The 24,567-nt window shown below is 73.6% G+C and carries 23 protein-coding genes; 6 read left to right on the top strand and 17 right to left on the bottom strand.

The window, feature by feature from the left end; genetic code table 11:
* Window positions 1-57 precede the first annotated feature (57 nt).
* Window positions 58-1,182: an AI-2E family transporter gene (locus ACWC9R_RS11565; protein ID WP_450730687.1), complete on the bottom strand. Its 1,125-nt coding sequence runs from the start codon at window positions 1,180-1,182 to the stop codon at window positions 58-60.
* 422 nt (window positions 1,183-1,604) lie between these two features.
* Between ACWC9R_RS11565 and ACWC9R_RS11560 the strand changes: the two genes are divergently transcribed.
* Both ACWC9R_RS11560 and ACWC9R_RS11555 read left to right on the top strand, forming a co-directional pair.
* Window positions 1,605-1,958, top strand: coding sequence for a YciI family protein (locus ACWC9R_RS11560; protein WP_450730685.1), 354 nt, complete (start codon window positions 1,605-1,607; stop codon window positions 1,956-1,958).
* Window positions 1,959-1,966: 8 nt separating this feature from the next.
* Window positions 1,967-3,202 (top strand): RNA polymerase sigma factor, encoded by a 1,236-nt coding sequence (locus tag ACWC9R_RS11555; RefSeq protein WP_450730859.1) that lies wholly within the window; start codon window positions 1,967-1,969, stop codon window positions 3,200-3,202.
* Window positions 3,203-3,293: 91 nt separating this feature from the next.
* Here ACWC9R_RS11555 and ACWC9R_RS11550 read toward each other — a convergent pair whose 3' ends face one another.
* Window positions 3,294-4,031 carry a hypothetical protein gene (locus tag ACWC9R_RS11550; protein WP_450730684.1) on the bottom strand — a complete coding sequence of 246 codons (738 nt, stop codon included), beginning with the start codon at window positions 4,029-4,031 and terminating at the stop codon, window positions 3,294-3,296.
* Window positions 4,032-4,388: 357 nt separating this feature from the next.
* On the opposite strand from ACWC9R_RS11550, the gene ACWC9R_RS11545 reads away from it, so the two are divergent.
* Both ACWC9R_RS11545 and ACWC9R_RS11540 read left to right on the top strand, forming a co-directional pair.
* Complete coding sequence (locus ACWC9R_RS11545) at window positions 4,389-5,177, top strand: alpha/beta fold hydrolase (protein ID WP_450730682.1); 789 nt, start codon at window positions 4,389-4,391, stop codon at window positions 5,175-5,177.
* On the top strand, window positions 5,174-6,472 hold the full coding sequence (locus ACWC9R_RS11540; protein WP_450730680.1) for a cytochrome P450: 1,299 nt from the start codon (window positions 5,174-5,176) through the stop codon (window positions 6,470-6,472). Before ACWC9R_RS11545 ends, ACWC9R_RS11540 begins: the two co-directional genes overlap by 4 nt.
* A gap of 39 nt (window positions 6,473-6,511) precedes the next feature.
* Here the strand turns inward: ACWC9R_RS11540 and ACWC9R_RS11535 are convergent, their stop codons facing one another.
* The 10 genes from ACWC9R_RS11535 to ACWC9R_RS11490 are packed head-to-tail and all read right to left on the bottom strand — an operon-like array spanning window position 6,512 to window position 18,243.
* Window positions 6,512-8,266, bottom strand: a complete 1,755-nt coding sequence (locus ACWC9R_RS11535) for an ABC transporter ATP-binding protein (RefSeq protein WP_450730679.1) — start codon at window positions 8,264-8,266, stop codon at window positions 6,512-6,514.
* Window positions 8,257-9,195 (bottom strand): ABC transporter permease, encoded by a 939-nt coding sequence (locus tag ACWC9R_RS11530; RefSeq protein WP_450730677.1) that lies wholly within the window; start codon window positions 9,193-9,195, stop codon window positions 8,257-8,259. Before ACWC9R_RS11530 ends, ACWC9R_RS11535 begins: the two co-directional genes overlap by 10 nt.
* Window positions 9,192-10,145: an ABC transporter permease gene (locus ACWC9R_RS11525; RefSeq protein ID WP_450730675.1), complete on the bottom strand. Its 954-nt coding sequence runs from the start codon at window positions 10,143-10,145 to the stop codon at window positions 9,192-9,194. Before ACWC9R_RS11525 ends, ACWC9R_RS11530 begins: the two co-directional genes overlap by 4 nt.
* On the bottom strand, window positions 10,142-11,728 hold the full coding sequence (locus ACWC9R_RS11520) for an ABC transporter substrate-binding protein (RefSeq protein ID WP_450730673.1): 1,587 nt from the start codon (window positions 11,726-11,728) through the stop codon (window positions 10,142-10,144). Before ACWC9R_RS11520 ends, ACWC9R_RS11525 begins: the two co-directional genes overlap by 4 nt.
* Window positions 11,729-11,777: 49 nt before the next feature.
* Window positions 11,778-12,569: a class I SAM-dependent DNA methyltransferase gene (locus tag ACWC9R_RS11515; RefSeq protein ID WP_450730671.1), complete on the bottom strand. Its 792-nt coding sequence runs from the start codon at window positions 12,567-12,569 to the stop codon at window positions 11,778-11,780.
* 17 nt (window positions 12,570-12,586) lie between these two features.
* Entirely contained in the window at window positions 12,587-13,873 is a 1,287-nt protein-coding gene (locus ACWC9R_RS11510) for an MFS transporter (protein WP_450730669.1), read from the bottom strand.
* The gene (locus tag ACWC9R_RS11505) at window positions 13,870-15,000 is read right to left on the bottom strand and encodes a dipeptide epimerase (RefSeq protein WP_450730667.1); all 1,131 of its coding nucleotides are present in this window, start codon (window positions 14,998-15,000) and stop codon (window positions 13,870-13,872) included. The genes ACWC9R_RS11510 and ACWC9R_RS11505 overlap by 4 nt, the downstream gene beginning before the upstream one ends.
* Window positions 14,997-16,148: a PLP-dependent cysteine synthase family protein gene (locus tag ACWC9R_RS11500; RefSeq protein ID WP_450730666.1), complete on the bottom strand. Its 1,152-nt coding sequence runs from the start codon at window positions 16,146-16,148 to the stop codon at window positions 14,997-14,999. The genes ACWC9R_RS11505 and ACWC9R_RS11500 overlap by 4 nt, the downstream gene beginning before the upstream one ends.
* On the bottom strand, window positions 16,145-16,990 hold the full coding sequence (locus ACWC9R_RS11495; protein WP_450730664.1) for a Rossmann-like domain-containing protein: 846 nt from the start codon (window positions 16,988-16,990) through the stop codon (window positions 16,145-16,147). Before ACWC9R_RS11495 ends, ACWC9R_RS11500 begins: the two co-directional genes overlap by 4 nt.
* A complete protein-coding gene (locus tag ACWC9R_RS11490; protein ID WP_450730662.1) occupies window positions 16,987-18,243 on the bottom strand; it encodes an ATP-grasp domain-containing protein in 1,257 nt (418 codons plus the stop codon). The genes ACWC9R_RS11495 and ACWC9R_RS11490 overlap by 4 nt, the downstream gene beginning before the upstream one ends.
* Before the next feature lie 166 nt (window positions 18,244-18,409).
* Here ACWC9R_RS11490 and ACWC9R_RS11485 point away from each other — a divergent pair, with 166 nt between their 5' ends.
* Window positions 18,410-19,897 carry an alpha/beta hydrolase gene (locus ACWC9R_RS11485; protein WP_450730661.1) on the top strand — a complete coding sequence of 496 codons (1,488 nt, stop codon included), beginning with the start codon at window positions 18,410-18,412 and terminating at the stop codon, window positions 19,895-19,897.
* Between the two features lie 72 nt (window positions 19,898-19,969).
* Here the strand turns inward: ACWC9R_RS11485 and ACWC9R_RS11480 are convergent, their stop codons facing one another.
* The 3 genes from ACWC9R_RS11480 to ACWC9R_RS11470 all read right to left on the bottom strand — a co-directional run bounded on the left by ACWC9R_RS11480 (window position 19,970) and on the right by ACWC9R_RS11470 (window position 22,223).
* Window positions 19,970-20,518 carry a CchlQ gene (locus ACWC9R_RS11480; protein WP_450730659.1) on the bottom strand — a complete coding sequence of 183 codons (549 nt, stop codon included), beginning with the start codon at window positions 20,516-20,518 and terminating at the stop codon, window positions 19,970-19,972.
* 134 nt (window positions 20,519-20,652) lie between these two features.
* On the bottom strand, window positions 20,653-21,300 hold the full coding sequence (locus ACWC9R_RS11475) for a CatB-related O-acetyltransferase (RefSeq protein WP_450730657.1): 648 nt from the start codon (window positions 21,298-21,300) through the stop codon (window positions 20,653-20,655).
* Window positions 21,301-21,422: 122 nt separating this feature from the next.
* On the bottom strand, window positions 21,423-22,223 hold the full coding sequence (locus ACWC9R_RS11470; RefSeq protein ID WP_450730655.1) for a LysR family substrate-binding domain-containing protein: 801 nt from the start codon (window positions 22,221-22,223) through the stop codon (window positions 21,423-21,425).
* 58 nt (window positions 22,224-22,281) lie between these two features.
* Here ACWC9R_RS11470 and ACWC9R_RS11465 point away from each other — a divergent pair, with 58 nt between their 5' ends.
* Complete coding sequence (locus tag ACWC9R_RS11465; RefSeq protein WP_450730654.1) at window positions 22,282-22,686, top strand: DUF5997 family protein; 405 nt, start codon at window positions 22,282-22,284, stop codon at window positions 22,684-22,686.
* 126 nt (window positions 22,687-22,812) lie between these two features.
* Here ACWC9R_RS11465 and ACWC9R_RS11460 read toward each other — a convergent pair whose 3' ends face one another.
* Complete coding sequence (locus tag ACWC9R_RS11460) at window positions 22,813-23,433, bottom strand: L-threonylcarbamoyladenylate synthase (RefSeq protein ID WP_450730652.1); 621 nt, start codon at window positions 23,431-23,433, stop codon at window positions 22,813-22,815.
* A gap of 145 nt (window positions 23,434-23,578) precedes the next feature.
* Complete coding sequence (locus ACWC9R_RS11455; protein ID WP_450730857.1) at window positions 23,579-24,472, bottom strand: aminoglycoside phosphotransferase family protein; 894 nt, start codon at window positions 24,470-24,472, stop codon at window positions 23,579-23,581.
* Between the last annotated feature and the right edge of the window lie 95 nt (window positions 24,473-24,567).

Below are 24,567 nucleotides of genomic sequence, written 5' to 3'. Positions count from 1 at the left end.
GGAGAGCAGCGGTTGTGGCGCGAGGGCCGGCCCGCGCCACACCGGCCGACAGCCCCCTCAGCCCCCCGGACCGACCGGACCGACAGGCTCGGGCGGCACGCGCAGTACGCCGTAGACGGACCAGGCCACCGAGACCATGGGGACGGCGACGACGGCGCCGAGTACGCCCGCGGTGATGCTGCCGCAGATGACCGTGAGGGCGACCACCACCGGATGCAGCTGGACCGCTTTGCTCATCACGAGGGGGTGCAGCACATGGCCTTCCAGCTGGCCGATGAGGACGATCAGCACGACGACGCCGGCGGCCACCACCGGCCCCTTCGCGGCCAGCGCCACCACGGCGGCCACGGCCAGGGCCACCGGCGAGCCCACCAGCGGGATGAAGGCGGCGAAGAACTCCAGTACGGCCAGGGGGAGGGCGAGCGGAATCCCCAGGACGAAGAGGCCCACTCCCACGAGAACGGCGTTGATGGCGGCCACCACCACGATGCCGCGGGTGTAGCCGGTGAAGGTGATCCACGCGGCGGCGCCGGCGGCCTGCACGGGATGCCGTCCGCGGGCCGGCAGCTGGCCGCCGAACCAGGTCCACATCCGGTCGCCCGAGTGCAGAAAGAAGATCGAGCAGAACAGCGCCAGCACCCCCACCGTCACGGCGGCCACCAGCTGGCCGAAGCCGCTCAGGGCGGTGCTGATCAGGGTGGCGCGATGGCTGGTCACAAAGCGCGACAGCCGGGACTGCACGTCGGAGAGCGTCCCCGGACGCAGATGGACCGGCGGCCCTTCGAGCCAGTGCTCGATTCTCTCCACGCCGCCGACGAACTCCCGGCGCAGCCCGTCCCACTCACCGGCGACGGTCGCCCCGATCAGGCTCAGGACGGTGAAGAGGAGCAGGATGCCCACCAGCAGGCCGACCACGACCGCCGCCGACCGTGGCATCCAGCGGCTCAGCAGACTGACCTCGGGCTCCAGGAGGGCCGTCAGCACCAGGGCCAGGAAGACCGCCAGCGTCACCAGGTGGAAGCGGCCCAGGGCCGCGAAGATCCCGTAGGCGGCCGCTCCGACGATGATCAGGCGCCAGGCGTATCCCGCGGCCACTCGCAGGGTCGGCGAGACCGCGATGCCCTCCCCCAGGTCACGGTCCGGTGCACGCCCCCTCGCCCGCCGCAGGCCCGGGGCACGCACCCCGCGGGCGGTACGCCCTGCCGTGCCCCGGGGCCGCCGGGGCCCGTTCCCGTGGGTGCCGGGGGACCGCTCGCGTTCCCCGCCGGGTCGGTTCCGCACTTGGCCGCCACCGCCTCCCGCCCCTCCCGTGGCCAGCGCCGGAAGGGGGACGACTGCCGCGCGCGAGGCCGGTGCTGACCCGCTGCGTATACCCAGAGGTGGTATCACCGCGGCGCCGTCTTCGAACGTGTGCGGCCGTGCATTCCCCCAATGGAGCAGGCCGCCGGCGTAGCCACCCGGAGACCTTTCCGCGGCCCGCCACGGGAATCGGCGAAGAAATCCGCGGGCGGTCGTGTCACGGTGTCGATCCGGGGCGGGGCCCTTCGTATAGAGGGTGAGAGGCCGGCCCGCGCCGGCGCGACGAACGGCCGAGGAGGCCCACCATGACGCACTACCTGCTCAGCATCTACCAGCCGGACGGGCCCCCGCCGTCGCCGGAGTTCCTGGAGCCGATCATGCGGGACGTCGAGGCCGTGAACACCGAGCTCAGGGCGGCCGGCGCCTGGGTGTTCGCCGGGGGTCTGCACCCGCCGGGCACGGCGACCGTGGTGCGGCAGAAGGACGACGAGACGCTCATGACCGACGGTCCGTACCTCGAGGGCAAGGAGCACGTCGGCGGGTTCACCGTCATCCAGGCCCCCGACCTCGATGCCGCGCTCGAATGGGGCCGCAAGCTCGCCCGCGCCACCACGCTCCCCATCGAGGTGAGGCCGCTGCAGCACGGGTCCTGCGGGTGACGTCCGGTGTGCCGGGGGCGGCCGCGGCCGAGGTCGGGCGCGTGTTCCGCGAGGAGTACGGGCGTGCGGTCGCCGTCCTGGTCCGCGTCTTCGGTGACCTCGACGTCGCAGAGGAGGCGGTCCAGGAGGCCTTCACCACGGCGGCCGAGCGCTGGCCGTCCGCCGGGCTGCCCCCGAGCCCGGCGGGATGGATCATCACCACCGCCCGCAACCGTGCGATCGACCGGCTGCGCCGGGAGGCGTCCCGCGACGACCGGCACGCGCAGGCCGCGCTGCTGCACGCCGGCGCCGAACCGGCCGAGGAGGGACCCGTGCGCGACGACCGGCTACGTCTGATCTTCACCTGCTGCCACCCCGCGCTCGCCCCCGCCGCCCGGGTCGCGCTGACGCTCCGGCTCCTCGGCGGACTCACCACCGCCGAGATCGCCCGCGCCTTCCTGGTCTCCGAGCCGACCATGGCGCAACGCCTCGTCCGGGCGAAGGGCAAGATCCGCGATGCGCGGATTCCCTACCGCCTCCCGACCGACGCCGATCTCCCCGACCGCCTGCGTGCCGTATTGGCCGTGGTCTACCTCGTCTTCAACGAGGGCTACACGGCCAGTTCGGGTGAGTCACTGGTCCGCGAGGACCTCTGCCGGGAGGCGATCCGGCTCGGACGGCTGCTCACCGAGCTGCTGCCGGACGAGCCCGAGGCGATGGGGCTGCTCGCCCTCATGCTGCTCACCGCCTCGCGGCGGGCCGCCCGTACCGGCCCGGACGGCGAACTCGTGCTGCTGGCCGACCAGGACCGCAGCCACTGGGACCACGCCCTCGTCGCCGAGGGCCAGGCGCTCGTCCGGCGGTGCCTGCGACGCGACGCGCCCGGCCCATATCAGATCCAGGCGGCCATCAACGCCGTCCACAGCGACGCGCCGTCCGCGGCGGCCACCGACTGGCGGCAGATCCTTCAGCTGTACGACCAGTTGTTCGCCCTCGACCCGAGCCCCGTCGTGGCGCTGAACCGTGCGGTGGCGGTGGCCGAGGTCGAGGGCCCGGAGGCGGCGCTCGCCCTCGTCGACGGCCTCCCCCTCGACCGGTACCACCTCTTCCACGCCGTCCGCGCCGATCTGCTCCGCCGCCTCCACCGCAACGGCGAAGCGGCCCAGGCGTACGAGAAGGCCCTCGCCCGGACCGACAACGCGGCCGAACGCCACTTCCTGGAGCGCGGCCTTCAGACACTCCCCCGGGACGGGCACGGCGAGTGAGCACGGGCCGGTGCCGTACGTGTCCCTGACACGGCTCCGCCCCCGGGCCTGCGCCCGCCCGAGGGACGGAGTGCCGCTGTCCTCGGGGCCGTCACGCCGGGGCGGCGGTGAGCGACGGAAGCGGGGTGGGTGGCGTGGGGGCGGCCGCTTCCCGGAGGCCCTGGCATTCGTCCGTCAGATGCGCGAGGGCGGCGGTGAGGGCTTCCTCCGCCTGGTCGTGCGGCGGGGTCTCCGGCAGCACGGTCACGGACAGCTGGCGCAGCAGTTCGGTGTGGGCCGTCAGCGCCTGCCGGGTGCGGGGGTCGGTGTGGTCGGTGAGCAGCAGCCGTGCCGCGGTGTTGGCGGCACGCAGCCGGGGCTGGTGCATACGGCGGTGCGAGCGGGGCAGGGCACGCCAGGCCGTGTTGGCGACGGTCACCAGGCGCCAGATCTCGTTGTCCGCGGGTTCGGTGTCGTAGAACCGCAGGCCGTACCGGCTGACCACCCAATAGGAGCCGGCCAGGACGAAGGCGGTCGCGGCGTCGAAGGCCAGCCAGAATCCCAGCAGATGGGGCTCCCCGCAGAGGGCCCGCACCGCCAGAGCCGCCCCCGCTCCGCCACCGCCGAAGACCACGGCCGCCGCGAGCACCAGAAGGAGCGCGGCCGGGAGGGCGCCGATCCCGTTGGCACTGTCGAGGCGCGCCATGCCCTTCCAGTGCGGCGCGAGATAGCGGGCGTAGCGGGCCCATCTGGGGGCGGGCTCGATCAGGGCGATACGCCCCGCCCAGCTGACGCTCTGCGGTCTCTTGGCGCTGTTGATGCCCGGGGCCGGGCTGCTACAGGGAATCACGTGAGCGACAACGAGCCGTACGGGAAAACGCGACATGCGAAGCCGAGGTTTACCGACCAGATTCCTCCCTCCGGCCGGGCGCACGCCGCCGCACTCCGAATGCGCCGGTGGCATACCCGGTCGATCATCCGATACATAGGCGCGGTGGGGGCGGTTCCTGAGAGCGGGTCAAAGTGAGGAACACGCCACGCCCGCGGACATGAGAGCGCGCGTCGCCGGCGCGGCGGGCGCGACGGGCTCCCCCTGAATCCCCACCCCCGTGGCGCCCTTGCAGGGTGGGGAGGTTGCGGTCAGGGTGGTCGCACGCGGCCGGTGGCCGTTGGCGTCGGTGGGTTTCGTTAGACGGTTGGAGTGAGCGTGGCTTCCTTCGTACTGCCTCATGAGGTGCACGGGACGGGATCGCACAAGGTCGTCCTCGTGCACGGGTGGTTCGCCGACCGGTCGGCCTTCGACCCGGTCCGGGCGGATCTCGATCAGGGGGCGTTTCAGTACGCGCTGGTCGATCTCCGGGGGTACGGGGCGGCGAAGGGGGCGGACGGCGCGTACACCACGGGTGAGGGGGCGGCGGATGTGCTGGCGCTCGCCAATCGGCTGGGCTGGGAACGGTTCTCGGTGGTCGGGCATTCGATGGGGGCGAGCGTGGTGCAGCGGGTGCTGGCGGCGGCGCCGCGGCGGGTGCGCCGGATGGTCGGGATCTCGCCGGTTCCCGCCTCCGGGCTGCCGCTGCCGCCGCAGGAGTGGGAGCTGTTCTCCTCCGCGGACCGCACCCCGGAGAACCGGCGGGCCATCATCGACCTCACCACCGGCGGGCGGCGCCCGGCCGCCTGGCTGGACCGGATGGTGCGGCGGTCGCTGGAGTGCAGCGACCCGAAGGCGTTCCGGTCCTGGCTGGACTCCTGGTCGAGGGAGGGCTTCGCGACCGAGGTGGAGGGCTCGCGGGTGCCGGCGCTGGCGGTGACCGGCACGCTGGACCCCGCGCTGACCGCCGAGCTGACGCGGCAGACCTGGATGCGGTGGTACACCCGCGGTGAGCTGGTCGAGCTGCCCTCGGCGGGGCACTACGCCATGGACGAGACGCCGCTGGAACTGATCCGGGCCGTGGAGGACTTCCTGCGCGCCGACGAGGACGGCGCGACGGCCGGATGACCGTGACCGCGGCCGGTGCCCCGGAGCGGGAGGGACCGGATGTCTTCGATCCGCGGGGCTACGCCGACGGGCTGCCGCACGCGGCGTACCGGCTCCTGCGTGACCGGCACCCGGTGGCGTGGCAGGAGGAACACGAGGTGCTGGGCTGGCCCGCCGGGCCGGGCTTCTGGGCGGTCACCCGGCACGAGGACGTCGTACGGGTCCTGAAGGACGCCCGCACCTTCTCCTCGCACCTGGGCGCCACCCAGATCCGTGATCCCGCCCCCGCCGATCTGCCGTTCATCCGGCGCATGATGCTCAACCAGGACCCGCCGGACCACGGGCGGCTGCGCCGTTCGGTCAGCCGGGCCTTCACCCCTCGTCAGGTCGGCCGTTTCGGTGCGGTGGTACGCGAGCGGGCGCGTGCCCTGCTGACGGCGGCGGTCGACGCGGCGCGCGCGGGGAACGGGGTGTGTGATCTCGTCACGGCGGTCACCGACGACTTCGCGCTGCTCAACCTCGCCGATCTGCTCGGTGTGCCGCCCGCCGAGCGCGGGCTGCTCCTGGAGTGGACCCGTCGTGTCATCGGCTACCAGGACCCGGACGAGTCGGGCCCGCCCGTGTCCGGCCCGGACGGGCGGCCCGCCAACCCGCGCTCGCCGGCGATGCTGCAGGACATGTTCGGCTTCGCGCGGGAGCTGGCCGCCCACAAGCGGCGGCATCCGGGCGACGACGTGATGACGGTGCTCGCCGCGGACCCCGAACTGGCCACGGCCGAGCTGGAGATGTTCTTCTTCCTGCTGACCATCGCGGGCAACGACACCGTCCGCAGCGCGGCGCCCGGCGGACTGCTGGCACTGGCCCGGCATCCGGACGCGTACCGCCGGCTGCGCACGGGCGCCGTGGGGACGGCGACGGCGGTGGAGGAGCTGCTGCGCTGGCATCCGCCGGTGCTCAGCTTCCGCCGTACCGCTGCCCATGACACCGAGGTGGCCGGGCGTCGCGTGCGCGCGGGCGACAAGGTGGTGGTCTTCCACGGTTCGGCGAACTACGACGAGCGGGTCTTCGCCGCCCCGCACCGGCTGGACCTCGCCCGGTCCGTGAACCCCCATGTCTCGTTCGGTGACGGTCCGCACGTCTGCCTGGGCGCGCATCTCGCCCGGCTGCAGTTGCGGGTGCTGTACGAGGAGACCTGCCGGCTGCTTCCCGCCCTGGCCGTCGCCGGTCCGCCGCAGCGGCTCGTGTCGAACTTCATCAACGGTCTGAAGTCGCTGCCGCTGCGGCTGGTGGACGGGCCGGCCGGCCACCGCTCCTGAGGTCGTGCGGGGGGTTGGTGTCCGACAGCCCGTGGGCAGTCAGGGGAGGGAGGCGGCCCCGACGTGTGGCGTCTGCTGCAACAGGGCGGCGGTGAGGGAGTGTTGAGGGGCGGAGAGCAGGTGGCCGGTGGGGCCTTGTTCCATGAGGTGGCCGTTGTCGAGGACGGCGATGCGGGTGGCAAGGGTCGCGGTGTCGTGGTCATGGGTGATGAGGACCAGGGACAGGTCGGGGTGGGTCCGTACGAGGCCGGCGAGGAGTGTGCGGAGGGCGCGGCGGGTGACGGCGTCCTGGCCGGAGGTGATCTCGTCGCAGATCAGGACCCGGGGGCGGGCCAGCAGGGCGCGGGCCAGGGCGGCGCGCTGGAGTTCACCGCCGGAGAGTTCCGTGGGCCGGCGGCGTACGAGGTCGGCGGGCAGTCCGAGGGTGCTGAGGGTGTGCTCGGCCTCGGCCAGGGCCTTGGGCGGCGGGACGGCGCGTAGCCGGACGGCGCTGCGCATCACCTGGTCGAGGACCGGGCGGTGTTCGTCGAAGGCGGCGCGGGCGTCCTGGAAGACGTACTGGACCGCGGCCAGTTGCGCACGGGTGCGGTCGCGGAGGCTGCGTGGCAGGGCGACCCCGTCCAGCAGGATCTCGCCGTCGTGACTCCGGTGGAGACCGGCGAGACAGCGGGCGAGGGTGGTCTTGCCGCTGCCGGAGCGGCCCACGACGGCCGAACAGCCGGGCGGGAGCGAGAGTTCGGGGATGTGCAGGACGGTGGACCTGCCGTGGCGGGCGGTGAGGGTGCGGATCTGGAGAAGGGGGGTGGTGGGGGTGGGGACGGGAGCGGGAGCAGGGCCGGGGATGTGGGCCGCTCCGGAGACGGCGGCCGGTCCGGGGGCGGTCTCCTCGGGCTCGTCGGACTCCTCGGGCTCCTCGGCCTCGGCGGTCCTAGCGGCCCGGCCCGCGGCGTCCGCTTCGTCCGTCACTCCCCTCCCAGCAGCCCCGTCCCCGTCCCCCTCCGTCACGGATTCCGTGCTCGCGGCAAGCCGGGCCCGGGCGTCCGACGGATCGGCAGGAGCGGCGGCAGCCGGCGTGAGCAGGGCCCGGGTCCAGGAGTGCTGGGGGCGGGTCCAGAGCTGGTCCGGGGGGCCGGATTCCACGAGGCGGCCGGCGCGCATGACATGGACCTCGTGGGCCAGGGCCCGGACGACCTCCAGGTCGTGGCTCAGGAGCAGTACGGCGATGCCCTCCTGTGCCACGGCGGCCAGGTGACCGGCGATCTGCTGCTTCGTCAGGGCGTCCTGACCGGTGGTGGGTTCGTCCGCGACGACGGTGCGGGCGCCGGTCAGCAGGGCCTGGGCGAGGACGACGCGTTGCTGCTGGCCGCCGGAGAGCTGGTGCGGGTAGCGGTGCAGCAGGGTCTCGCCGTCGGGGATCTGGGCCTGGGCGAGGGCGCGCAGGATGCGGTGCCGGATCGCGGGGCGGCGGGCGCGGCGGGGCAGATGGCGTACCTGGGTGCGGGCGATGTCCTGGAGGAGGGCGGCGACCGGCCGGGCGGGGTTGAGGACGGTGGCGGGGTGCTGGGGTACGTAGCCGACGAGGGTGTCGGGGACGCGGACCTCGCCGGTGACCGTGGCGCCGGGCGGATACTCGTTCAGCAGGGCGAGTCCGGTGGTGGTCTTGCCGCTGCCGGAGGCGCCGATCAGGGCGGTGATCCGGCCGGGTGGCACCCGCAGGCTCACTCCGTCGACGAGGGCCCGGCCGTCGATGTCGACGCGGAGGTCCCGGATTTCGGCGGCCTCGGTCAGATGCACGGGTTGCTCTTCTCGTCTCGTCCGGGGGTGGGGGGCGTGCGGTCGGTGGCGGGTGGGACGGGGGTGCGGCCGGTCGGTGAGGCAGGGTCCGGGGCGGGCCGGACGTCGCGATGGTTCCTTTTCGGTGTGCGGTCGCGCCGGGTGAGGGCGGCGTCGAAGAGCAGGTTGGTGCCCATGGTCAACGCCATGATCAGTACGGCGGGCAGCAGGACGGCCCAGGGCTGGACGAACATGCCGGTGCGGTTGCGGTCGACCATCACCGCCCAGTCGGCGGCGTCCGGTTCGGCGCCGACGCCGAGGAAGGCGGCCGTGGCGACCAGGTACAGCACACCCGTCAGCCGGACCCCGGCGTCGGCGGCGAGGGTGCGCAGCGCCGAGCGGCCCACGTAGCCGACGGCGGTCCGCCACCAGGTCTCCCCCTGCATCCGCAGGGCCTCGACCGCGGGACGGGCGGCCGCTTCGGCGGTGGCGGCCCGGACCGCGCGGACCGCGTCCGGGATGTTGACCAGTGCGACCAGCAGAGCGAGGCCGCCGGCGCCGGGCGTCAGGACGGCCGCCACCAGCAGGATGAACAGCAGCGACGGCACGGCGAGCAGCACGTCCAGCGGCCGCATCACCAGTTCCTCCAGCCATCCGCGGTGGGTCAGTGCGCCGATGAGGCCGAGCGGGATCGCCGCCGCGTAGGCCAGCGCCGTCGCCGCGAGGGCGGTCAGGACCACCGGGCGGCCGCCGAGCAGCACCTGCCGCCAGACGTCCCGGCCGACGAAGTCGGTGCCGGCCCAGTGCCCGCCTCCGAGGGTGAAGGAGGCGGCCCGTGGGCCGGGCTCCCCGGCGAACAGCGGCCCCAGCAGGGCGAGGAGCAGCGGGACGGTGATGATCAGCAGGGCGAGGGGGAAGCGGCCCGGTCCGGGCGCCGTACGGGGGCTCATGCCGCCACCGCCGTTCGGGGCACCAGCCGGTGTGTGGCCAGGTCCGCGGCGAGGTTGAGGAGGACGGCGGTGCAGCCGAAGACGACCGCCAGGCCCTGGATGACGGGGACGTCGCGTTCGGCCACGGCGTTCATCAGGACCGTGCCGAGTCCGGGGATCACGAAGAGGGCCTCCACGACGATGACACCGCACAGCAGCCAGTCGACCGTGCGGGCGAGCTGCTGGGCGGCGGGCGCGAGGGCGTTGGGGAGGGCGTGCGCATAGCGGAGGCGCGCGCCGGGGATGCCGTAGCGGCGGGCCTGCGCGACGTACGGCGAGGCCAGCGCGTCGATCATCCCCGCGCGGACCAGCCGCGCCAGCGAGCACACCGGCCGGGACAGCAGCACCAGTACGGGCAGCACCAGCGCCGCGGGGTGGGCGAGCAGGTCGTCGCCGTAGCCGACGGCGGTCGGCGGCAGCCAGCCCAGGCGCAGGGCGAAGACCGTCACCAGCAGCACCCCGAAGGCGAACTCCGGTACCGCGTACACCCCCAGGGTCACCGAGCTGATGAGGCGGTCGGCGAGCCGTCCTTCGTGGCGGGCGGCCAGCACACCGAGGCCGCCGGCCAGCGGCACCAGCAGGAGCAGGGTGAGCGCGGCGAGCAGCAGGGTCGGGCCGAAGCCGTCGGCGAGGTAGGAGCTGACCGGGCGGCCGGAGGTGAGCGAGGTGCCGAGGTCGCCGTGCAGCAGCCCGGCCGCCCATGCCGCGAGGCGTTCGTGGGCGGGCCGGTCCAGGTGCAGGGTCTCGCGAATGGCCGCGATCCGCGCGGGATCGGGCTGGTCGCCGGCGAGCGCCACCGCGGCGTCGCCGGGCAGCGCCTCGGTGAGGGCGAAGACGAGCAGCACGACGGCGAGGGTCTGTGCGGCGCCGAGCAGCAGCCGCCGGGCCGCCCATGACCGCAGCGCGTTCACGCGAGCCACACCTTGTCGAAGCGGGCCCAGTCGAGCGTGTTGGCGGGGGCCCGGTGCGCCACGCCGCGGACCGTGCGGGCGGTGCCCAGAATCCAGTCGGCGAAGCCCCAGACCAGGAAGCCGCCCTCGGCGTGCAGCCGGCGCTGCATGCGCGCGTACACGGCGGCCCGGTCCTTCTTGTCCTTGGTGGACTGGGCCTGCTGGTAGAGCGCGTCGAAGTCCTTGTGCTGCCACTTGGTGGCGTTGGTGGTGGAGCCGGACAGCAGGCGCTGGGAGAAGTGCGACTCGATGGGCATCGCGCCGGAGCGGTAGCAGCACAGCGTTCCGGAGTCGAGGGTGTCCTGCCAGTAGCTGTCCTTGCTGCCCATCGCCACCTTCACCCGCACGCCGGCCTTGGCGGCCTGGTCCCGGAAGATGGCGGCGGACTCGGTGAATCCGGCGGCGACGGCCGAGGTGTCCAGGGTGACCCGCAGTCCGTCGGCGCCGGCCTTCTTCAGCAGGTGGCGGGCCCGGTCCAGGTCCTGTTCGCGCTGCGGCAGGCCGTCCGCGTAGTACTCGTACCCCTTGCCGAAGAGGTCGTTGCCGACCTCGCCGGCGCCGGAGAGCGCGCCGTCGACCAGTTCCTTGCGGTCGGTGAGGAGGAAGAACGCCTCGCGCACCCGCTTGTCGTCGAAGGGCGGCCGGTCGGTCTTCATCGCGAACGCCTGCATGGCGCTGTTGCGCAGCCGGATGATCTCGATCTGTCCCTTGCCCTGGTGTGCGCGGGCGGTCGTCGGGCTCAGCTCGTGGGCGTACTCGACCTGGCCGCCCAGCAGGGAGTTGAGGCGTGCGGACTCCTCGTTGGCGACCAGGAGTTCCAGCTGCTCCAGGTGGGGCGCGCCGTCCCAGTAGTCGTCGTTGCGCCGGAAGACGGCGGAGCGTCCGGGGGTGAAGGAGACGAAGCGGAACGGGCCGCTGCCGACCGGCTCGGTGTCGAAGTCCGTCGCGCCGTCGGGGACGATGTAGGCGCCGAACGCGGCCAGGATGTTGGGGAATTCGGCGGTGGGGCGCTTCAGGGCGAACGTGATGGTGCGGTCGTCGACGGCCCGGCTCGCCTTGAGGTCGAGGGGCTCCAGTGAGGCCTTGGCGCGGAACGTCTTCCCGGGGTCGGCGATGCGGCGGAAGCTGTAGAGGACATCGCGGGCGGTGACCGGCTTCCCGTTGTGGAAGGTCGCCTTGCGCAGCTTCACCGTCCAGCGGTCCAGGGCGGCGTTCGGCTCCCAGGACGCGGCCAGCCGCGGCTCGGCGGCGAGGTCGGCGCCGAAGTCGGCGAGCTTGTCGAAGAGGGCCTTGGCGCGGGCGGCGTCGGCGAAGAGGTTGGCGAGGTGCGGGTCGAGGGTCTCGCTCGCGCCGCCGCCGGCGAAGGCGGCCCGCAGTCTGCCGCCGCGGCGGGGCTTGCCACCGCCGTCGGCGGCGTCCGGGGTCTGGCCCGTGCAGCCGGTGAGGGAGAGCGCGCCGAGGCCGGCCGCCGCGCCGGCCGCGGCGAGGAAGCCGCGGCGGCGCAGGCCGGGGAAGCGGAGGTCGTGGGCGGGGCCTTCGTACATGGCGGGTTCCTTGGTGTGCGCGGAGGGAGGAGGAGAGGCCGGGCGGCGTTCAGCCGTGCCGGGTGAGGCGGGCGACGAGGTGGAGCCGGTCCCCGTCGGCGGACTGTCCGGGCGTGGCGCCCTCGTGCCAGGGCGGGTCGGTGCGCGGCCCGGGCCCGTCGTGCAGTGCGAGGACCTCGAAGCCGTGCGTGGCAAGAAGGTGGCGCAGTTCCTGGGGGAAGAGCAGCCGCCATGCGGAGCGCTGCTCGTGTGGCGGGGAGCCGTCGTCGCTGGTCCAGACGCGGGTGCGGCGCAGGAGTTGGGCGGCGCGGTCGACGGTCAGCGTGGTGGTGGAGGTGTGGACGGTGCCCTGCCAGGTGATGTCGTGGACGGCGGGGGCGTCGAGCAGTTCCGTACGGCCGAGGAAGAAGGCGCCGTTGCGCATCTCGGCCACGAGCAGCCCGCCGGGGGTGAGGCTTCGCCGGCAGGAGGCGAGGAAGCCGTCGAGTTCGGCGTTGGTGTGGCAGTAGAGCAGGGCACTGTCCAGGCAGAGGACGGCGTCGAAGGGGCCTTGGCGGAGGTCGAAGTCGCGCAGGTCGGCCTGTACGTAGTCCGGTCCGGGGTGCCGGGTGCGGGCGTGGGCCAGCATCGCGGCGGAGAGGTCGGCGCCGACGACGCCGCGGCCCGCCCCGTGCAGGTAGGCGGCGTCGCGTCCGGTGCCGCAGCCGAGGTCCAGGACGCGGGGTCCCGCGCGGTGTTGGCGCAGGCAGTCCTCGGCCCAGCGACCGGCGAGGCGTGCGGTGTCGGGGAAGCGGGCCTCGTAGAGCTCCGGGTTGTCGGTGAGCAGGTTTGCGCTGGTCATCTGCGTTTCCATGGGTGTCAGGCCTTCTGCGCTGTCGTGGGTGCGGCGGTGGCCGTGGGCGCGGCGGTGGGGTGCCCCGGCAGGACGCGCAGCCGGTGCAGCCAGGCGACGCCGGCCGCGGAGACGATGCCGAAGGCCAGGCAGCACGCCCAGGGCAGCCACTGCGTACGGGTGTGCTCACCGGTGTCCATGGCCCAGCCGACGACGGTGTTGCCGGCCGCCGCGGCGATCCCGGAGACCACGTAGAACAGTCCGAAGTAGGTGCCGGTGAGTTCGGCGCGTCCGAAGGCGGGGATCAGCTCCATCACGAACGGCTGGGCGACCATGACGCCGAGGTAGAGCAGCAGCGCCCCGGCCAGTACGGGCAGTGCGCGCAGTGCGGCGTCCCCCGGGCCGCCGGACGGTGCTCCCAGGCCCGCGACCACCATCGGCGGGACGAAGGCGAGGCCCATCAGGCCGAGCCCGGCGCTGATCCACTGTGCCCGGCTCCCGCGCTTCGTGAGGGCGCGGGTGATCCGCATCTGGAGCGTGAGGTTGGCGACGGTGCCGATGAGGAACACCAGACCGGCCGCGCCGTCCCAGCCGGTGGCCCGCCGGACGCCGTCGGGCAGCAGCAGATACAGCTGGTTCTGCAGGGTGAACATGCCGACCATGGCCAGCGCGAACGCCAGGAAGACGCGGTTGCCGAGGACTTCGCGCCAGTCGCCGAGGACGCTGTTGGCGGCCGGTGCGACCGTGGAGGCGGGCAGCACGACGGCCTGGGCGACGGTGAGCAGGGCGAAGATCCCGGCAGCGGTGAGCGCGGAGACCCGGAAGTCGACCAGCAGCAGGGCACTGCCGAGCAGCGGTCCGATCAGGGCGCCGGTGGTCGCGAAGACGTTGAACAGGGCGAACGCCTCGGCCTTGCGCTCGCCCGCCTCCTGCGCGAGGTAGGCGCGTACGGCGGGGTTGAACAGCGCCCCGGCCAGCCCGCTGAGCACGGACGCGGCGAGGAGGACGGGCAGGCCGTCGCCGAGCGCGAAGAGGCCGAAGCCGACGGTCCGCAGGGCGCAGCCGGCGATGATGACCCCGCGCGCGCCGAGCCGGTCGGCGGCCGAGCCGCCGATGAGGAACAGGCCCTGCTGGCTCAGGTTGCGGACGCCGAGGACGACCCCGACGACCGCGGCGGACATCCCCAGGTCCTCCCCGAGGTGCACGGCGAGGTACGGAATGAGCAGGTAGAAGCCGGTGTTGACGCCGAGCTGGTTGATCAGCAGCAGCCGGATGGCGACGGGGAAGCGGCGCATCTCGTGCCAGGTTCTCATCGGGCCGCCTCCCCGTGCCCGGCCGGCTCCGGCGTCTCCTGGCCCGCTGTCCCGTGCCGTGCCGTCTCCTCGTCCGGTGGCGGTGTGCCGTCGGCGGGCCGTACGCCGAGGCCCGGTTCCCGGCCGGCCCGTACGGTGCCGTCGGTGCCGCCGATGCCGGTCCAGGGGTCGTGGGCGAGCAGCAGGTGGCCGTCCAGGTCGGTCCATCGGGCGCGGTCGGCGAGGTGGACGGCCGGGGCGAGGCCGAGTGAGCTGGCGGTGAGGCAGCCCAGCATCAGCGCGGTGCCGGTGCCGGCGAGCAGGTCGGCGATGCGCAGCGCCGCGGTGACCCCGCCGCACTTGGCGAGTTTGACGTTGATGCCGTGCACCCGCCCGGCCAGCCGCCGGGCGTCCTCGAAGCCGGCCGCGTCCTCGTCGGCGATGACCGGCAGCGGTGAGCGTGCGGCGAGTGCGGCCAGTGCCTCGGGGTCGCCGGGGGCGAGCGGCTGCTCGACCGCCTCGACGCCGAGACCGGCGTAGCGGGGCAGCAGGGTGTCGGCCAGGGCGGGGCTCCAGGCGCCGTTGGGGTCGAGGAGCAGCCGGGCGTGCGGGGCGGCGTTGCGGACCGCCAGGACCCGGTCGAGGTCGTCCTCGGGGTCCGGGGCACCGGCCTTGATCTTGAGGACGGTGAAGCCGAGCCGGGCCAGCCGGGCCGCCTCCTCGGCGGCCGCGCGGCACGAGGTGATGCCGATGGTGCGGGCGGTGGCGGCGGACGGCGCCTGCGGGGCGCCGAGCAGCCGGTGCACGGGGAGGGCGGCGCGCTTCCCGACGAGGTCGAGCAGCGCGGACTCCACGGCCGCGGTCACCGCCGCCGGCGTGCCGGGCGCGGGCAGTTCGCCCGCGCGCAGGGCGTCGAGGGCGCTCTCCGGGGTGGCGCAGCGGGCGAGTTCCCGCGCGGCCTCGTGCAGCAGCCGGCCGAGGGTGGCGGTGTCCAGGCCGTAGTACCTGCTGGTGACGGCTTCTCCGTAGCCCCGCAGGTCTTGGTGCTCGATGGCGAGCCAGACGGCGTCGCGGGCGGCCATCGTGGAGCGGGAGATGCGCAGCGGCTCGGTGAGGGCGAGTCGTACGGTGCGCTGGCTGACCTTCACGGGGCTTCTTCCCAGGTGGTGGGGCGGGTGGGGTGGTGCGAGGCGGTGGGCGGCGGGGCGTGCGGGCGTCCGCTCCCCGGGGCCGCGGGCGTGAGCGGATCGGTGACCGTCCCGCAGCGGGTCCATCCGGTCGCCTCGGCGGCCGCCGGGTGCGGGATCTCGACCGGGCGGGTGGCGGCGGTGGTCAGGTCCAGGCCGTGGGCGGTGGCGAAGTCGTCGTCGTAGACGCTGTTGAGGTAGCGCTGCGGCCCGTCGGGGAAGACGGTGGCGACCACGGCTCCGGGGTGGACCCGGGCGGCCCATGCGGAGACCAGGGCGACCGCGCCGGTGCTCCAGCCGCCGCTGACGAAGTTGCCGGTGGCGAGCCTGCGGCAGGCGTCGGCGGACTCGGCCGGGCCGACCCAGTGCACCTCGTCGAAGGCGTCGTAGGCGACATTGCGCGGGTGGATGCTGCTGCCGAGGCCCCGCATCAGCCGGGCCCGGGCGGGCTGGCCGAAGATCGTCGAGCCGGTGGCGTCGACGCCGATCAGCCGCAGGCGCGGCCAGTGCCGGCGCAGCGGGCCGATGACGCCGGCACTGTGCCCGCCGGTGCCGACGCTGCACACCAGGACGTCGAGGTGGTCGAGTTCGGCGGCCATCTCGGCGGCGAGGGAGGCGTAACCGGCGACGTTGTCGGGGTTGTTGTACTGGTCGGGCCAGTAGGCGCCGGGCAGTTCGGCGAGCAGCTGCCGCAGCCGGGCGAGCCGGGCCGCCTGCCAGCCGCCCTCGGCCGCCGGCCGGTCGACGAGTTCGAGCCGGACCCCGTGGGTCCGCAGCAGCCGGCGCATGGACGGCTCCAGCTCGGTGTCGCCGACCAGCACGACGGGATGGCCGAGCGCCTGGCCCGCGAAGGCCAGACCGATGCCGAGGGTGCCGGAGGTGGACTCCACGACGGGGGCGCCGGGCCGGAGTTGGCCGCGTTCGCGGGCGCCGAGCAGCATGGACACGGCGGCCCGTGCCTTCATGCCGCCCGCGCCGAGCCCTTCGAGCTTGGCCCAGAAGCCGGGGTGCGGACAGGGCAGGTCGGCGGTGACCCGGGCGAGCGGGGTGCGGCCGAGCAGGCCCAGGAGCGCGCGGTTGCCGGTGGGGTGCCGGACGGCGGTGGTCACCGGGCGGCTCCCGGTGCCTGGTAGCGGTGGACGGTGCCGGGTCCGCCGTCGAGCCAGAAGAACGGGTACGGCTCCGCGCACACCGCGCTCACTCCGGACCCGAGGAACCGCGGCAGCACCGCGCTGCCCGTCTGGGCGAACATCACCAGCGGCTTGCCGTGGCGCAGGGCGTGCTCCCGCAGCGGTTCGAAGCTGCCGTTGCCCAGCGTCATTCCGGAGGCGAGCACCGCGTCGCAGTGGGCCAGTTCGGCGAGCGCGTCGGTGCGGACCGGTTCGCCCCACTCCGTCGTGCCGCCCTTGAGGTCGCAGGGCACGTACGACAGTCCGCGCGCACGCAGCGCCTCCAGCAGCGAGTTGACCACGCCGACCACGAGCACCCGGGCGCCCGGCGCGGCGTCGACGAGTCCGGCGACGGCCCGCGCCCTGGCCTGGGACTTCCGCAGGGAGGACCCGGCCGGCAGCGACCAGGCCCGGGCGCCGTGGGCGGGTGTGTGCGGGAGGACGTGCATCAGATAGGTGTCGAGGGCGGCCACCCGCACCGGGCGCAGTTCGTGTGCCAGGAGGCGGGCCAGGTCCGCGCCGACGCAGTCCTCGATCGCGGCGTCCGGCAGGGCACCGGGCTCCACCGCGCAGGAGCCGACCGCGCCGGCCAGCCGCAGGCTGAGCACCTCGTTGCGGTAGCCGCCGCTGCGGCCCTGGTGGCGTACGGCCTGCCGGGTGCTGAAGGCGACGGCGACCCGCTGGGTGCGTGGGTCGGGCCCGAACTCGCCGTCGAGGACGCGGGCCACGAGGTCGTCGTAGGAAGCGGCGGGTGCCGGGAGGCCGGTGGTGGGGGTGGTCATCGGTTCACCACCCGCGGGCGCAGTTCGGACAGCAGCGCCTCGACGCTCCGGCGCGCGGCGGGCCCCTCGGCGTCGCCGGCCATGACGTGGCCGAGGTACTCGTTGTTGCTGCCGGCCGCCTTGACCGCGGTGCCCGGCTCGGCGAGCCGGAGTTCGAGCACGCCCGGCGCGTTCCGTACGCGGTCCGCGCTCTCGATCTCCTCCAGTACGCCCGCGGTCTGCGGGACGAGGAAGCCGATCGCGGCGCTGTGCAGCCCGGTGTCCCGTATGCGCAGGTCGGGCCGCTGGCCGAGCGCCAGGTCCACCGCGGCGGCGGCGATGTCGACGCCGGTGACATGGCGGATGAGTTCGGTGATGCGGTTGCCCGCCGGGCGGGGGTTGACCTCGATCAGCCGTGGTCCGTCGGGCGTCAGCTTGATCTCCGTGTGGGCCACGACGCCGTCGAGCCCGAGGGCCTCGATCGCCTGACGGGCCGTCTCCCCCGCCGCCGTCGCGTCGGCCGCCGGGAGCGCGGCGGGGAACATGTGGCCGGTCTCGATGAAGGCCGGTGCCCCGCCGACGCTCTTGTCGGTCACCCCGATCACCTCGGTGCGGCCGTCGGACGTCACGGTCTCGACGCTGACCTCGGGGCCGTGGAGCAGCTCTTCGAGGAGGACCACGGGCGCCCGGCGCTGGCCGCGGGCGTTGACGGGGAAGGCGTCGAGCGCGCGGTAGGCGCGGGCCAGCTCCGCTTCGTCGTCGACGCGCCGTACGAACATGCCGGCGCACAGGTCGACGGGCTTGAGCACCAGCGGATACCCGATCTCCGCTGCCGCCGCGGCCGCTTCGGACCGGTCCGCGCAGACCGCGAAGCGCGGCCCGGGGAGCCCGGCGGCGGCGAGCACCTGGCGCGTCATGTCCTTGCGGCAGGCGTTCTCGACCGCTTCGGGCGCCGGGCCGGGCAGCCCGAGCCGGCCGGCGATCCGTGCGACGGCCGGGAGGTAGTAGTCGCAGGAAGTGATCACGCCGTCGAAGCCGAGCGCGGGGTGCAGCCGCTCGACGTACGGGAGCAGCGTTTCGAGGTCGTTGGTGTCGGCGGTGAGCACATTGCGGGCGCCGAGCAGCGGGTGGGCGCTGCCCTCGGGCGCGGAGCGCAGGTAGTGGTGCAGGTCTCGGGTGAGAAAGGTGAACTCGTGTCCGCCCTCGCGGATCGCACGCGGGAGCAGCCTGCTCATCGCTCCGACCCAGCTCTCGACCATCAGCAGATGAGCCACGGTGTCCCTTCTTCGCAGCGTTGTCCGGGCTTTGTTGCGGCGGTAGTTGACGGCACGGCGCCCCGTGGGCGGGGGCCGTCCGCTTGACCGGGCCACACTGTAAACGATAATCATTTTCACTACAAAGTCCTGTGGCCCCTCCGCCGCACTCCCGAATGCGAGACCCGTGATTCCTGCCGTACGCCGCACCGGCCTGCTCTGCGCCCTGACCGCCACCGCCGCCCTGCTCCCGGCCTCCCCCGCGCCCGCCGCTCCCCCGCCCCCGGCGCTCCGCTTCGGCGCCTGCCCGGACTCCGTACCGGACCCGCCCGCGCCCGCCCGCGTCGAGTGCGGCCGGCTCCGCGTCCCCCTGGACCGCGGCCACCCGCACGGCACGCACCTCGACATCGCGGTGTCCCGCGTCCGCGCCTCCGGAACGGCCGCCGAGCGGCGTGGCGTCCTGCTGGTCAATCCGGGCGGGCCCGGCGGATCGGGCCTCCCGTACGCGGTGACCAAGCGCGCCAAACTCCCGGAGCAGGTGCGGCGTTCGTACGACGTGATCGGCTTTGACCCGCGCGGCACCGGTGCGAGCGCGCCCGCGGACTGCGGCCCGATGGGCGGCCTCTTCGACAGCCCGGGGCAGGACCCGGTGCTGGCCGGGCCGACGGCCGAGCGCACGTACCTCGACGGGCTGCGGCGCACCGCCGACGACTGCGCCCGGCACGTCAAGGAGGCCCTGCCGCACCTCTCGACGACCGAGACCGCACGCGACATGGACGCCCTGCGCGAGGCGCTCGGTGAGCGCCGGATCGGCTATCTCGGCGTCTCCTACGGCAGCTACCTCGGGGCCGCCTATGCCGCCCAATTCCCGCAGCGGGTGGGCCGGATGGTGCTCGACAGCGTGGTCGGCCCCGAAGACTGGTACGACTTCGACCTGCTCCAGAGCCGGGCGCTGGTGCGTCAGCGGAAGGTGTTCTTCGACTGGGCGGCCCGGCACCCGGAGCGCTTCGGGCTCGGCGCCGACGGAGCATCGGTCCGCGCCGCCTACCAGCGGGTCAGGGACGGCCTCGCCGGGCACCCGGTGGACGGCTTCGGCGCCGCGGAGTTCGACCGCACCGTGTACCGGGCGCTGGGCCGCACCGAACGCTGGGCGGGCCTCGCCGACGGCCTGCGCACCTATCTGCGCGACGGCACCACCGGCCCGCTCCGCCCCACCGAGCCCTTCGACGGCCCCGCGTCACGTACGTTCGAGGCCGCCAACCGCACGGTCAAGTGCGCGGACGGACCGGCACCCTCGCCCGCCCGCGTCCTCGCCGACATCCGGCGGATGCGGCGGCTCGACCCGCAGCCGGTGATCACCGGGATGGAGGCCTCGGTGTGCGCGTACTGGCACCACCGGCCCGCGCACGGTACGCCGCTCGGCAGCCCGGACGCGCCACCGGTCCTGCTGATCGCTTCCGAGCACGACCCCGTCACCCCGATCGCGGGCGCGCGCGCACTCCAGCGGCGACTGCCCGGCTCCCGCCTCGTCTCGCTCCACGACGACTACTCGCACGGGGTGTTCGCCAGCCGGGGCAACGACTGTGTGGACGGGACGGCCGCGGCCTATCTGACCGACGGCACCGTGCCCCGCGCCGATGTGCACTGCACCGGGCCCGGACTGCCCACCCCGTGAGGCGCGTCGCCTGACCACCGCAGGTCCGGCCCGCACCCCGGGGCCCGGGCCTGCGCCTCGTCTGCCCGGCGGTCACCCTCCGCCCGCGCCCGCCTCCGCGCATATCGCGCAGCGGTCCCTGCCGTCCCAGCCGTCCCAGCCGAACGCCGCGGGCGACAGGGCCAGCCCCTCCAGTTCGCCACGCACCGCCACCCGGTACGCCCACACCGCCGCCAGGTAGGGGTGGTAGGCGTCGTGGAAGGCGGGTGAGGCCGAGGAGGCGCCCGCCGCGACCACCCGCTGGAGGATGCGGAGATGCTCGAACATCGTCTGTCCCGCACTGGCGACGGTGGTGGTCGCATCGATGAACAGCCGCTCACGCACCTCGTGGATCGCGGCCTCGCTCACGGCCGCACGGGCGGCCGCCGCGAGATCGGCTTCCGCGTCCGGGTCCTGGGCGATCTGCCGCAACCGCGCATGGCACACCCCGGCGGCCTTGATGAACTCGATGTACACCGTCCGCCGCCGCGCCTCGGCGCCCCGGTCGTTCTCGTGCCGATGCCGCAGTTGGTCGGCGAGCACGGTGCCGGAGATGGCGATGCCACCCCCGCCCAGCGTCGCGACGAGCGTCCCCCAGTCCACCCTGCTCCTCCCGTAACCGAGCCGCCGAGGCCGGGAAGCCACCCACGACCCGCCGGCCGAACAAGTGCCGTGTGTACGTGGGTAGTTGATGCTACCGAGCACCGCCCCGCGCACGATCCCGCGCGTCGGTGACGCTACTCCTTCCCCGGGGCCACGGCCTCAAGAGCGTCGATACTGCCGGACATGACCGTCGGGAGGTGCTCGGTGAGGTGCTCGAGGGGCCAGTCCCACCAGGCCAGCGCCAGCAGCCGGGCGATGTCCGCGTCGTCGTGGCGGCGGCGGATCAGCCGGGCCGGGTTCCCGCCGACGATCCCGTAGTCCGGTACGTCATCGACGACCACGGCCCCGGACGCGATCACCGCGCCGTGGCCGATGCGGACACCCGGCATCACCATGGAGCGGTATCCGAACCAGACGTCGTTGCCGACCACGGTGTCCCCGCGGCCAGGAAGGCCGGTGATCAGATCGAAGTGCTCCGCCCAGGAGCCGCCCATGATGGGGAACGGGAACGTGGAAGGGCCGTCCATACGGTGGTTGGCGCCGTTCATCAGGAACCGCACGCCCTCGCCCAGCGCGCAGAACTTCCCGATGACCAGCTTCTCCGGCCCGTAGTGGTAGAGCACATTGCGGGTCTCGAAGGCCGTCGGATCGTCCGGGTCGTCGTAGTAGGAGAACTCCCCGACCTCGATCAGCGGTGAGGTCACCAGGGGCTTCAGTAACACCACCCGCGGCTGCTCGGGCATCGGATGCACGACGGTCGGATCGGCAGGAACAACAGGCATCGCACATCAGCTCTCTCACCCGGCACGGACGGACCCAGCCATGATCGCAACCTGCCCACGCCCGAGCCACCGACTTTCGCCGGGCAGGCGGAGGTCACCACCGCCCCGGCCGACCGGCGAGGCTACGACCGGCGCCGGGGCTTGCCTCGCCTACCGCCCTTGGGAGCGCCGGAACCGCCGGAGCCGCTCCGTGCCCCCTTACCGGCCGGCTTCCCTGCCGTCCGGCCCGTCGCCTTGCCCGCCGCGGTCTTCCGCCGGGCGCCGCCCGCCTCGGGCCGCTTGGCCTTGGACTGCGCCGGGGCCTCGGCCTGGGTGCGTCCCCGTGAGCTGTTCACCGTCCGCCCGCGGACGATCCCGATGAAGTCCTCCACCATGTCGGTGGTCTCTTCCTGCGGCCAGGACAGCGCGACGCGCGACCTGGGGGCGTCCGTGACCGTCCGGTAGGTGAGGTCCTTGCGGTGGTGCAGACGGGCGAGTGACTGCGGGACCACGAGGAGTCCCACCCCGGCCGCCACCAGCTCGATGGCGTCCGCCGTCGTGGCGGGGCGGTCGATCGCGGGCAGTCCGGGCCGCTGCTCCCAGTCGAGGGTCTCGTCGAGCGGATGCAGCACGATCTCGTCGGCCAGCTCCTCGATGGACACCTCGTCGGCCGCCGTCACCAGGTGATCCTTCGGGATCACGACCACGGTCGCCTCGGTGTAGAGGGGGATCGCGGCGAGATCCGCCCGGTCGACGGGCATCCGCACGAAACCGGCGTCGGCGCCACCGCCCCGCAGCAGCTCACAGGCTTCGGCGGCGGGCACCGCGACCAGGGTCAGGGGGATGTCGGGCAGCCGCTCGTTCCAGATCCGCACCCACTTCGTGGGCGTCACTCCCGGGACATAGGCGAGCCGGAACGACGGGGAGGATTCCGAGCTTGTCACGCCGCCAGGTTACCGGTCGTGGTCGGAGGTAGCGCACATGCTCGATACCCTTGACCTCATGAAGTCGCACCAGACCCCCCAGACGATGAAGCCCGCGACCGCGGCGAAGAAGCTGGGGGTGTACCTCGAGGCCACCCCCGCCGAGTTCCGGGAGGGTGTCGTCTCGCGCACCGAGCTCAACGCACTGCAGGCCGATCCGCCCGAGTGGCTCGTGGACCTGCGACGCAACGGCCCGCACCCCCGGCCGGTGGTCGCGGCGAAGCTCGGCGTCTCCATCTCCGGTCTCGCCCGCGCCGGAGTCACCGAAGCGCTGACCACGGAGCAGATCGACGCGCTGAAGGAGGAGAACCCCGAGTGGCTCCAGCAGGAGCGCGCCACCCAGGCCGATGTCCGCAAGGAAACGGCGCGGATCAAGGAGAAGAACGCGGAGCGAGCCGAGCAGCAGCGCCAGCCGCGCTCCTGACCTCTGTCCTCCGCCCCTGAACGCCGGCCACGGGCGCACGGGTGCCCACCCGTCCGCCCGGCCCGGCAGGAGGGCGCCTCCACCCGTAGCCGGCCGTCACGAACAGGGCACCCTGAGCGAGTCCGGCTACTCGAACCGCGAGGGATCTCCCGCCCCTCGCCGCACGATCTCGGCACCGCCGCCGGAGAAGTCGATGACCGTGGTCGGCTCGGTGCCGCAGTCGCCCGAGTCGAGCACCGCGTCCACCACGTGGTCGAGCCGCTCCTTGATCTCCCAGCCCTGCGTCATCGGCTCCTCCTCGTCGGGCAGGAGCAGAGTGCTGGAGAGCAGCGGCTCACCCAGCTCACCGAGCAGGGCCTGCGGCACGACATGGTCCGGGATACGGACGCCCACCGTCTTCTTCTTCGGGTGCAGCAGCTGGCGCGGCACCTCCTTCGTCGCGGGAAGGATGAAGGTGTAACTGCCGGGCGTGGCCGCCTTGATCGCACGGAACACGTCGTTGTCGATGTGCACGAACTGGCCCAGCTGGGAGAAGTTCTGGCACACGAGGGTGAAGTGGTGACGGTCGTCGAGGTTCCGGATCGACCGAATCCGCTCGAGGCCGCTGCGGCTGCCCAGCCGGCATCCCAGCGCGAAGCAGGAGTCCGTCGGGTAGGCAATGAGTGCGTCGGAGCGGATGCTGTCGGCCACCGTGCTGATGGTGCGCCGCTGAGGATTCTCGGGGTGTACGTCGAAATACTTCGCCATCCGTCGAGCCTACGTGATCAGGCCTTCCACTCCGGATGACCCGGTCGCCGACGCTCCGCCCCGTGACCTTGCCGACCGCCGCCACCGCGCACGGAGGGCCCCCGGAAAGCGCATCCCGATGGCCGCGACGCCGACCGGCTCACGCTCACCGCTCCAGCAGCAGCCGGGCGATCGCGAGCTGCTCCTGCTCCAGCGCGTCCTCCCCGTCCTCGATGTTCCACAGCAGGTTCTGCAGCGCCCGCCCCAGCGTCCATGCGGCCGCCCGCTGCCGGTCGAGGCCCAGCACCTCCGTCATCAGGTCGAAGCGGTAGCGCACTTCGGACGGGTCGAAGTCATTGGCGAGCGCGGGCATCAGGTCGAAGCCCGGGTCGCCGGCCAGCGGCTTGGGGTCGATGGCGAGCCAGGGCTCCCTTTCCCCGGCGAGGATGTTGTCGTGGTGCAGATCCCAGTGGAGCAGCCGGTCACCGGGTTCGCCGACGACCTCGCGTACGGCCGCCGCACAGCTCTTCAGGACCGCACGCTCGGCCGGGTCCGCGACCGTCCGGACCGCGTCCGGCACCGAGTCGATCATCTGCTGCGCGATGTCGCCCAGCCGCCGCAGCCCGTCCGGCGCGGGCACACTGCTGAGCCTGGCCAGCAGCTCGGCGAGGATACGCACGGCCTCACGGGAGTCGTCGAGCGTCGACAAGTGGCGCTGCTCGTCGAGGCGTTCGAGCAGCAGCGTGTTGGTGTCCGCATCATGGTCGAGCAGCCGGACGACGCCGTCGCCGCCCCAGACCCGCAGGGCGACCGGCTCCCCTTCGCTCTCCTCGTCGAGCAGCTGCATCTTCAGTGCGGCCGGTGTCCCGTCGGCCCGCTCGACGGGCAGGACGAGCGCCGCCATCCCGCACATCGAGGGCCCGGTCAGCTTCAGCCCCCAGCGGTCGAGGAACTCCTCGGCCCGCTTCGGCAGCGCCGCGATGAACTCGCGACCCGCCGTACCGTTGAACCTGGTCTGCGTGGCGACGAGTTCGCCGGGGATTTCGATCACGCCGCCGATCCTAGGACCTGTCGTCAAACTCCCGCCTGCCCCGCGGCGCCTGGCACGCACGCTCGCCGCGTTGTCGGGTTCACCCCGATACACCCAGTATCGGG

It is taken from the genome of Streptomyces sp. NPDC001219 (assembly GCF_053597915.1).
Note: the sequence above shows the minus strand (reverse complement) of the source record. Positions and strands in the feature narration are given on the sequence as shown.

Coding starts and splice junctions, on each gene's coding strand:
- ACWC9R_RS11475 (WP_450730657.1), bottom strand. CDS start 21,300: ATGCCTGTTGTTCCTGCCGATCCGACCGTCGTGCATCCGATGCCCGAG.
- ACWC9R_RS11530 (WP_450730677.1), bottom strand. CDS start 9,195: ATGAGCCCCCGTACGGCGCCCGGACCGGGCCGCTTCCCCCTCGCCCTG.
- ACWC9R_RS11560 (WP_450730685.1), top strand. CDS start 1,605: ATGACGCACTACCTGCTCAGCATCTACCAGCCGGACGGGCCCCCGCCG.
- ACWC9R_RS11495 (WP_450730664.1), bottom strand. CDS start 16,990: ATGACCACCCCCACCACCGGCCTCCCGGCACCCGCCGCTTCCTACGAC.
- ACWC9R_RS11520 (WP_450730673.1), bottom strand. CDS start 11,728: ATGTACGAAGGCCCCGCCCACGACCTCCGCTTCCCCGGCCTGCGCCGC.
- ACWC9R_RS11460 (WP_450730652.1), bottom strand. CDS start 23,433: ATGGCGAAGTATTTCGACGTACACCCCGAGAATCCTCAGCGGCGCACC.
- ACWC9R_RS11540 (WP_450730680.1), top strand. CDS start 5,174: ATGACCGTGACCGCGGCCGGTGCCCCGGAGCGGGAGGGACCGGATGTC.
- ACWC9R_RS11465 (WP_450730654.1), top strand. CDS start 22,282: ATGAAGTCGCACCAGACCCCCCAGACGATGAAGCCCGCGACCGCGGCG.
- ACWC9R_RS11515 (WP_450730671.1), bottom strand. CDS start 12,569: ATGACCAGCGCAAACCTGCTCACCGACAACCCGGAGCTCTACGAGGCC.
- ACWC9R_RS11510 (WP_450730669.1), bottom strand. CDS start 13,873: ATGAGAACCTGGCACGAGATGCGCCGCTTCCCCGTCGCCATCCGGCTG.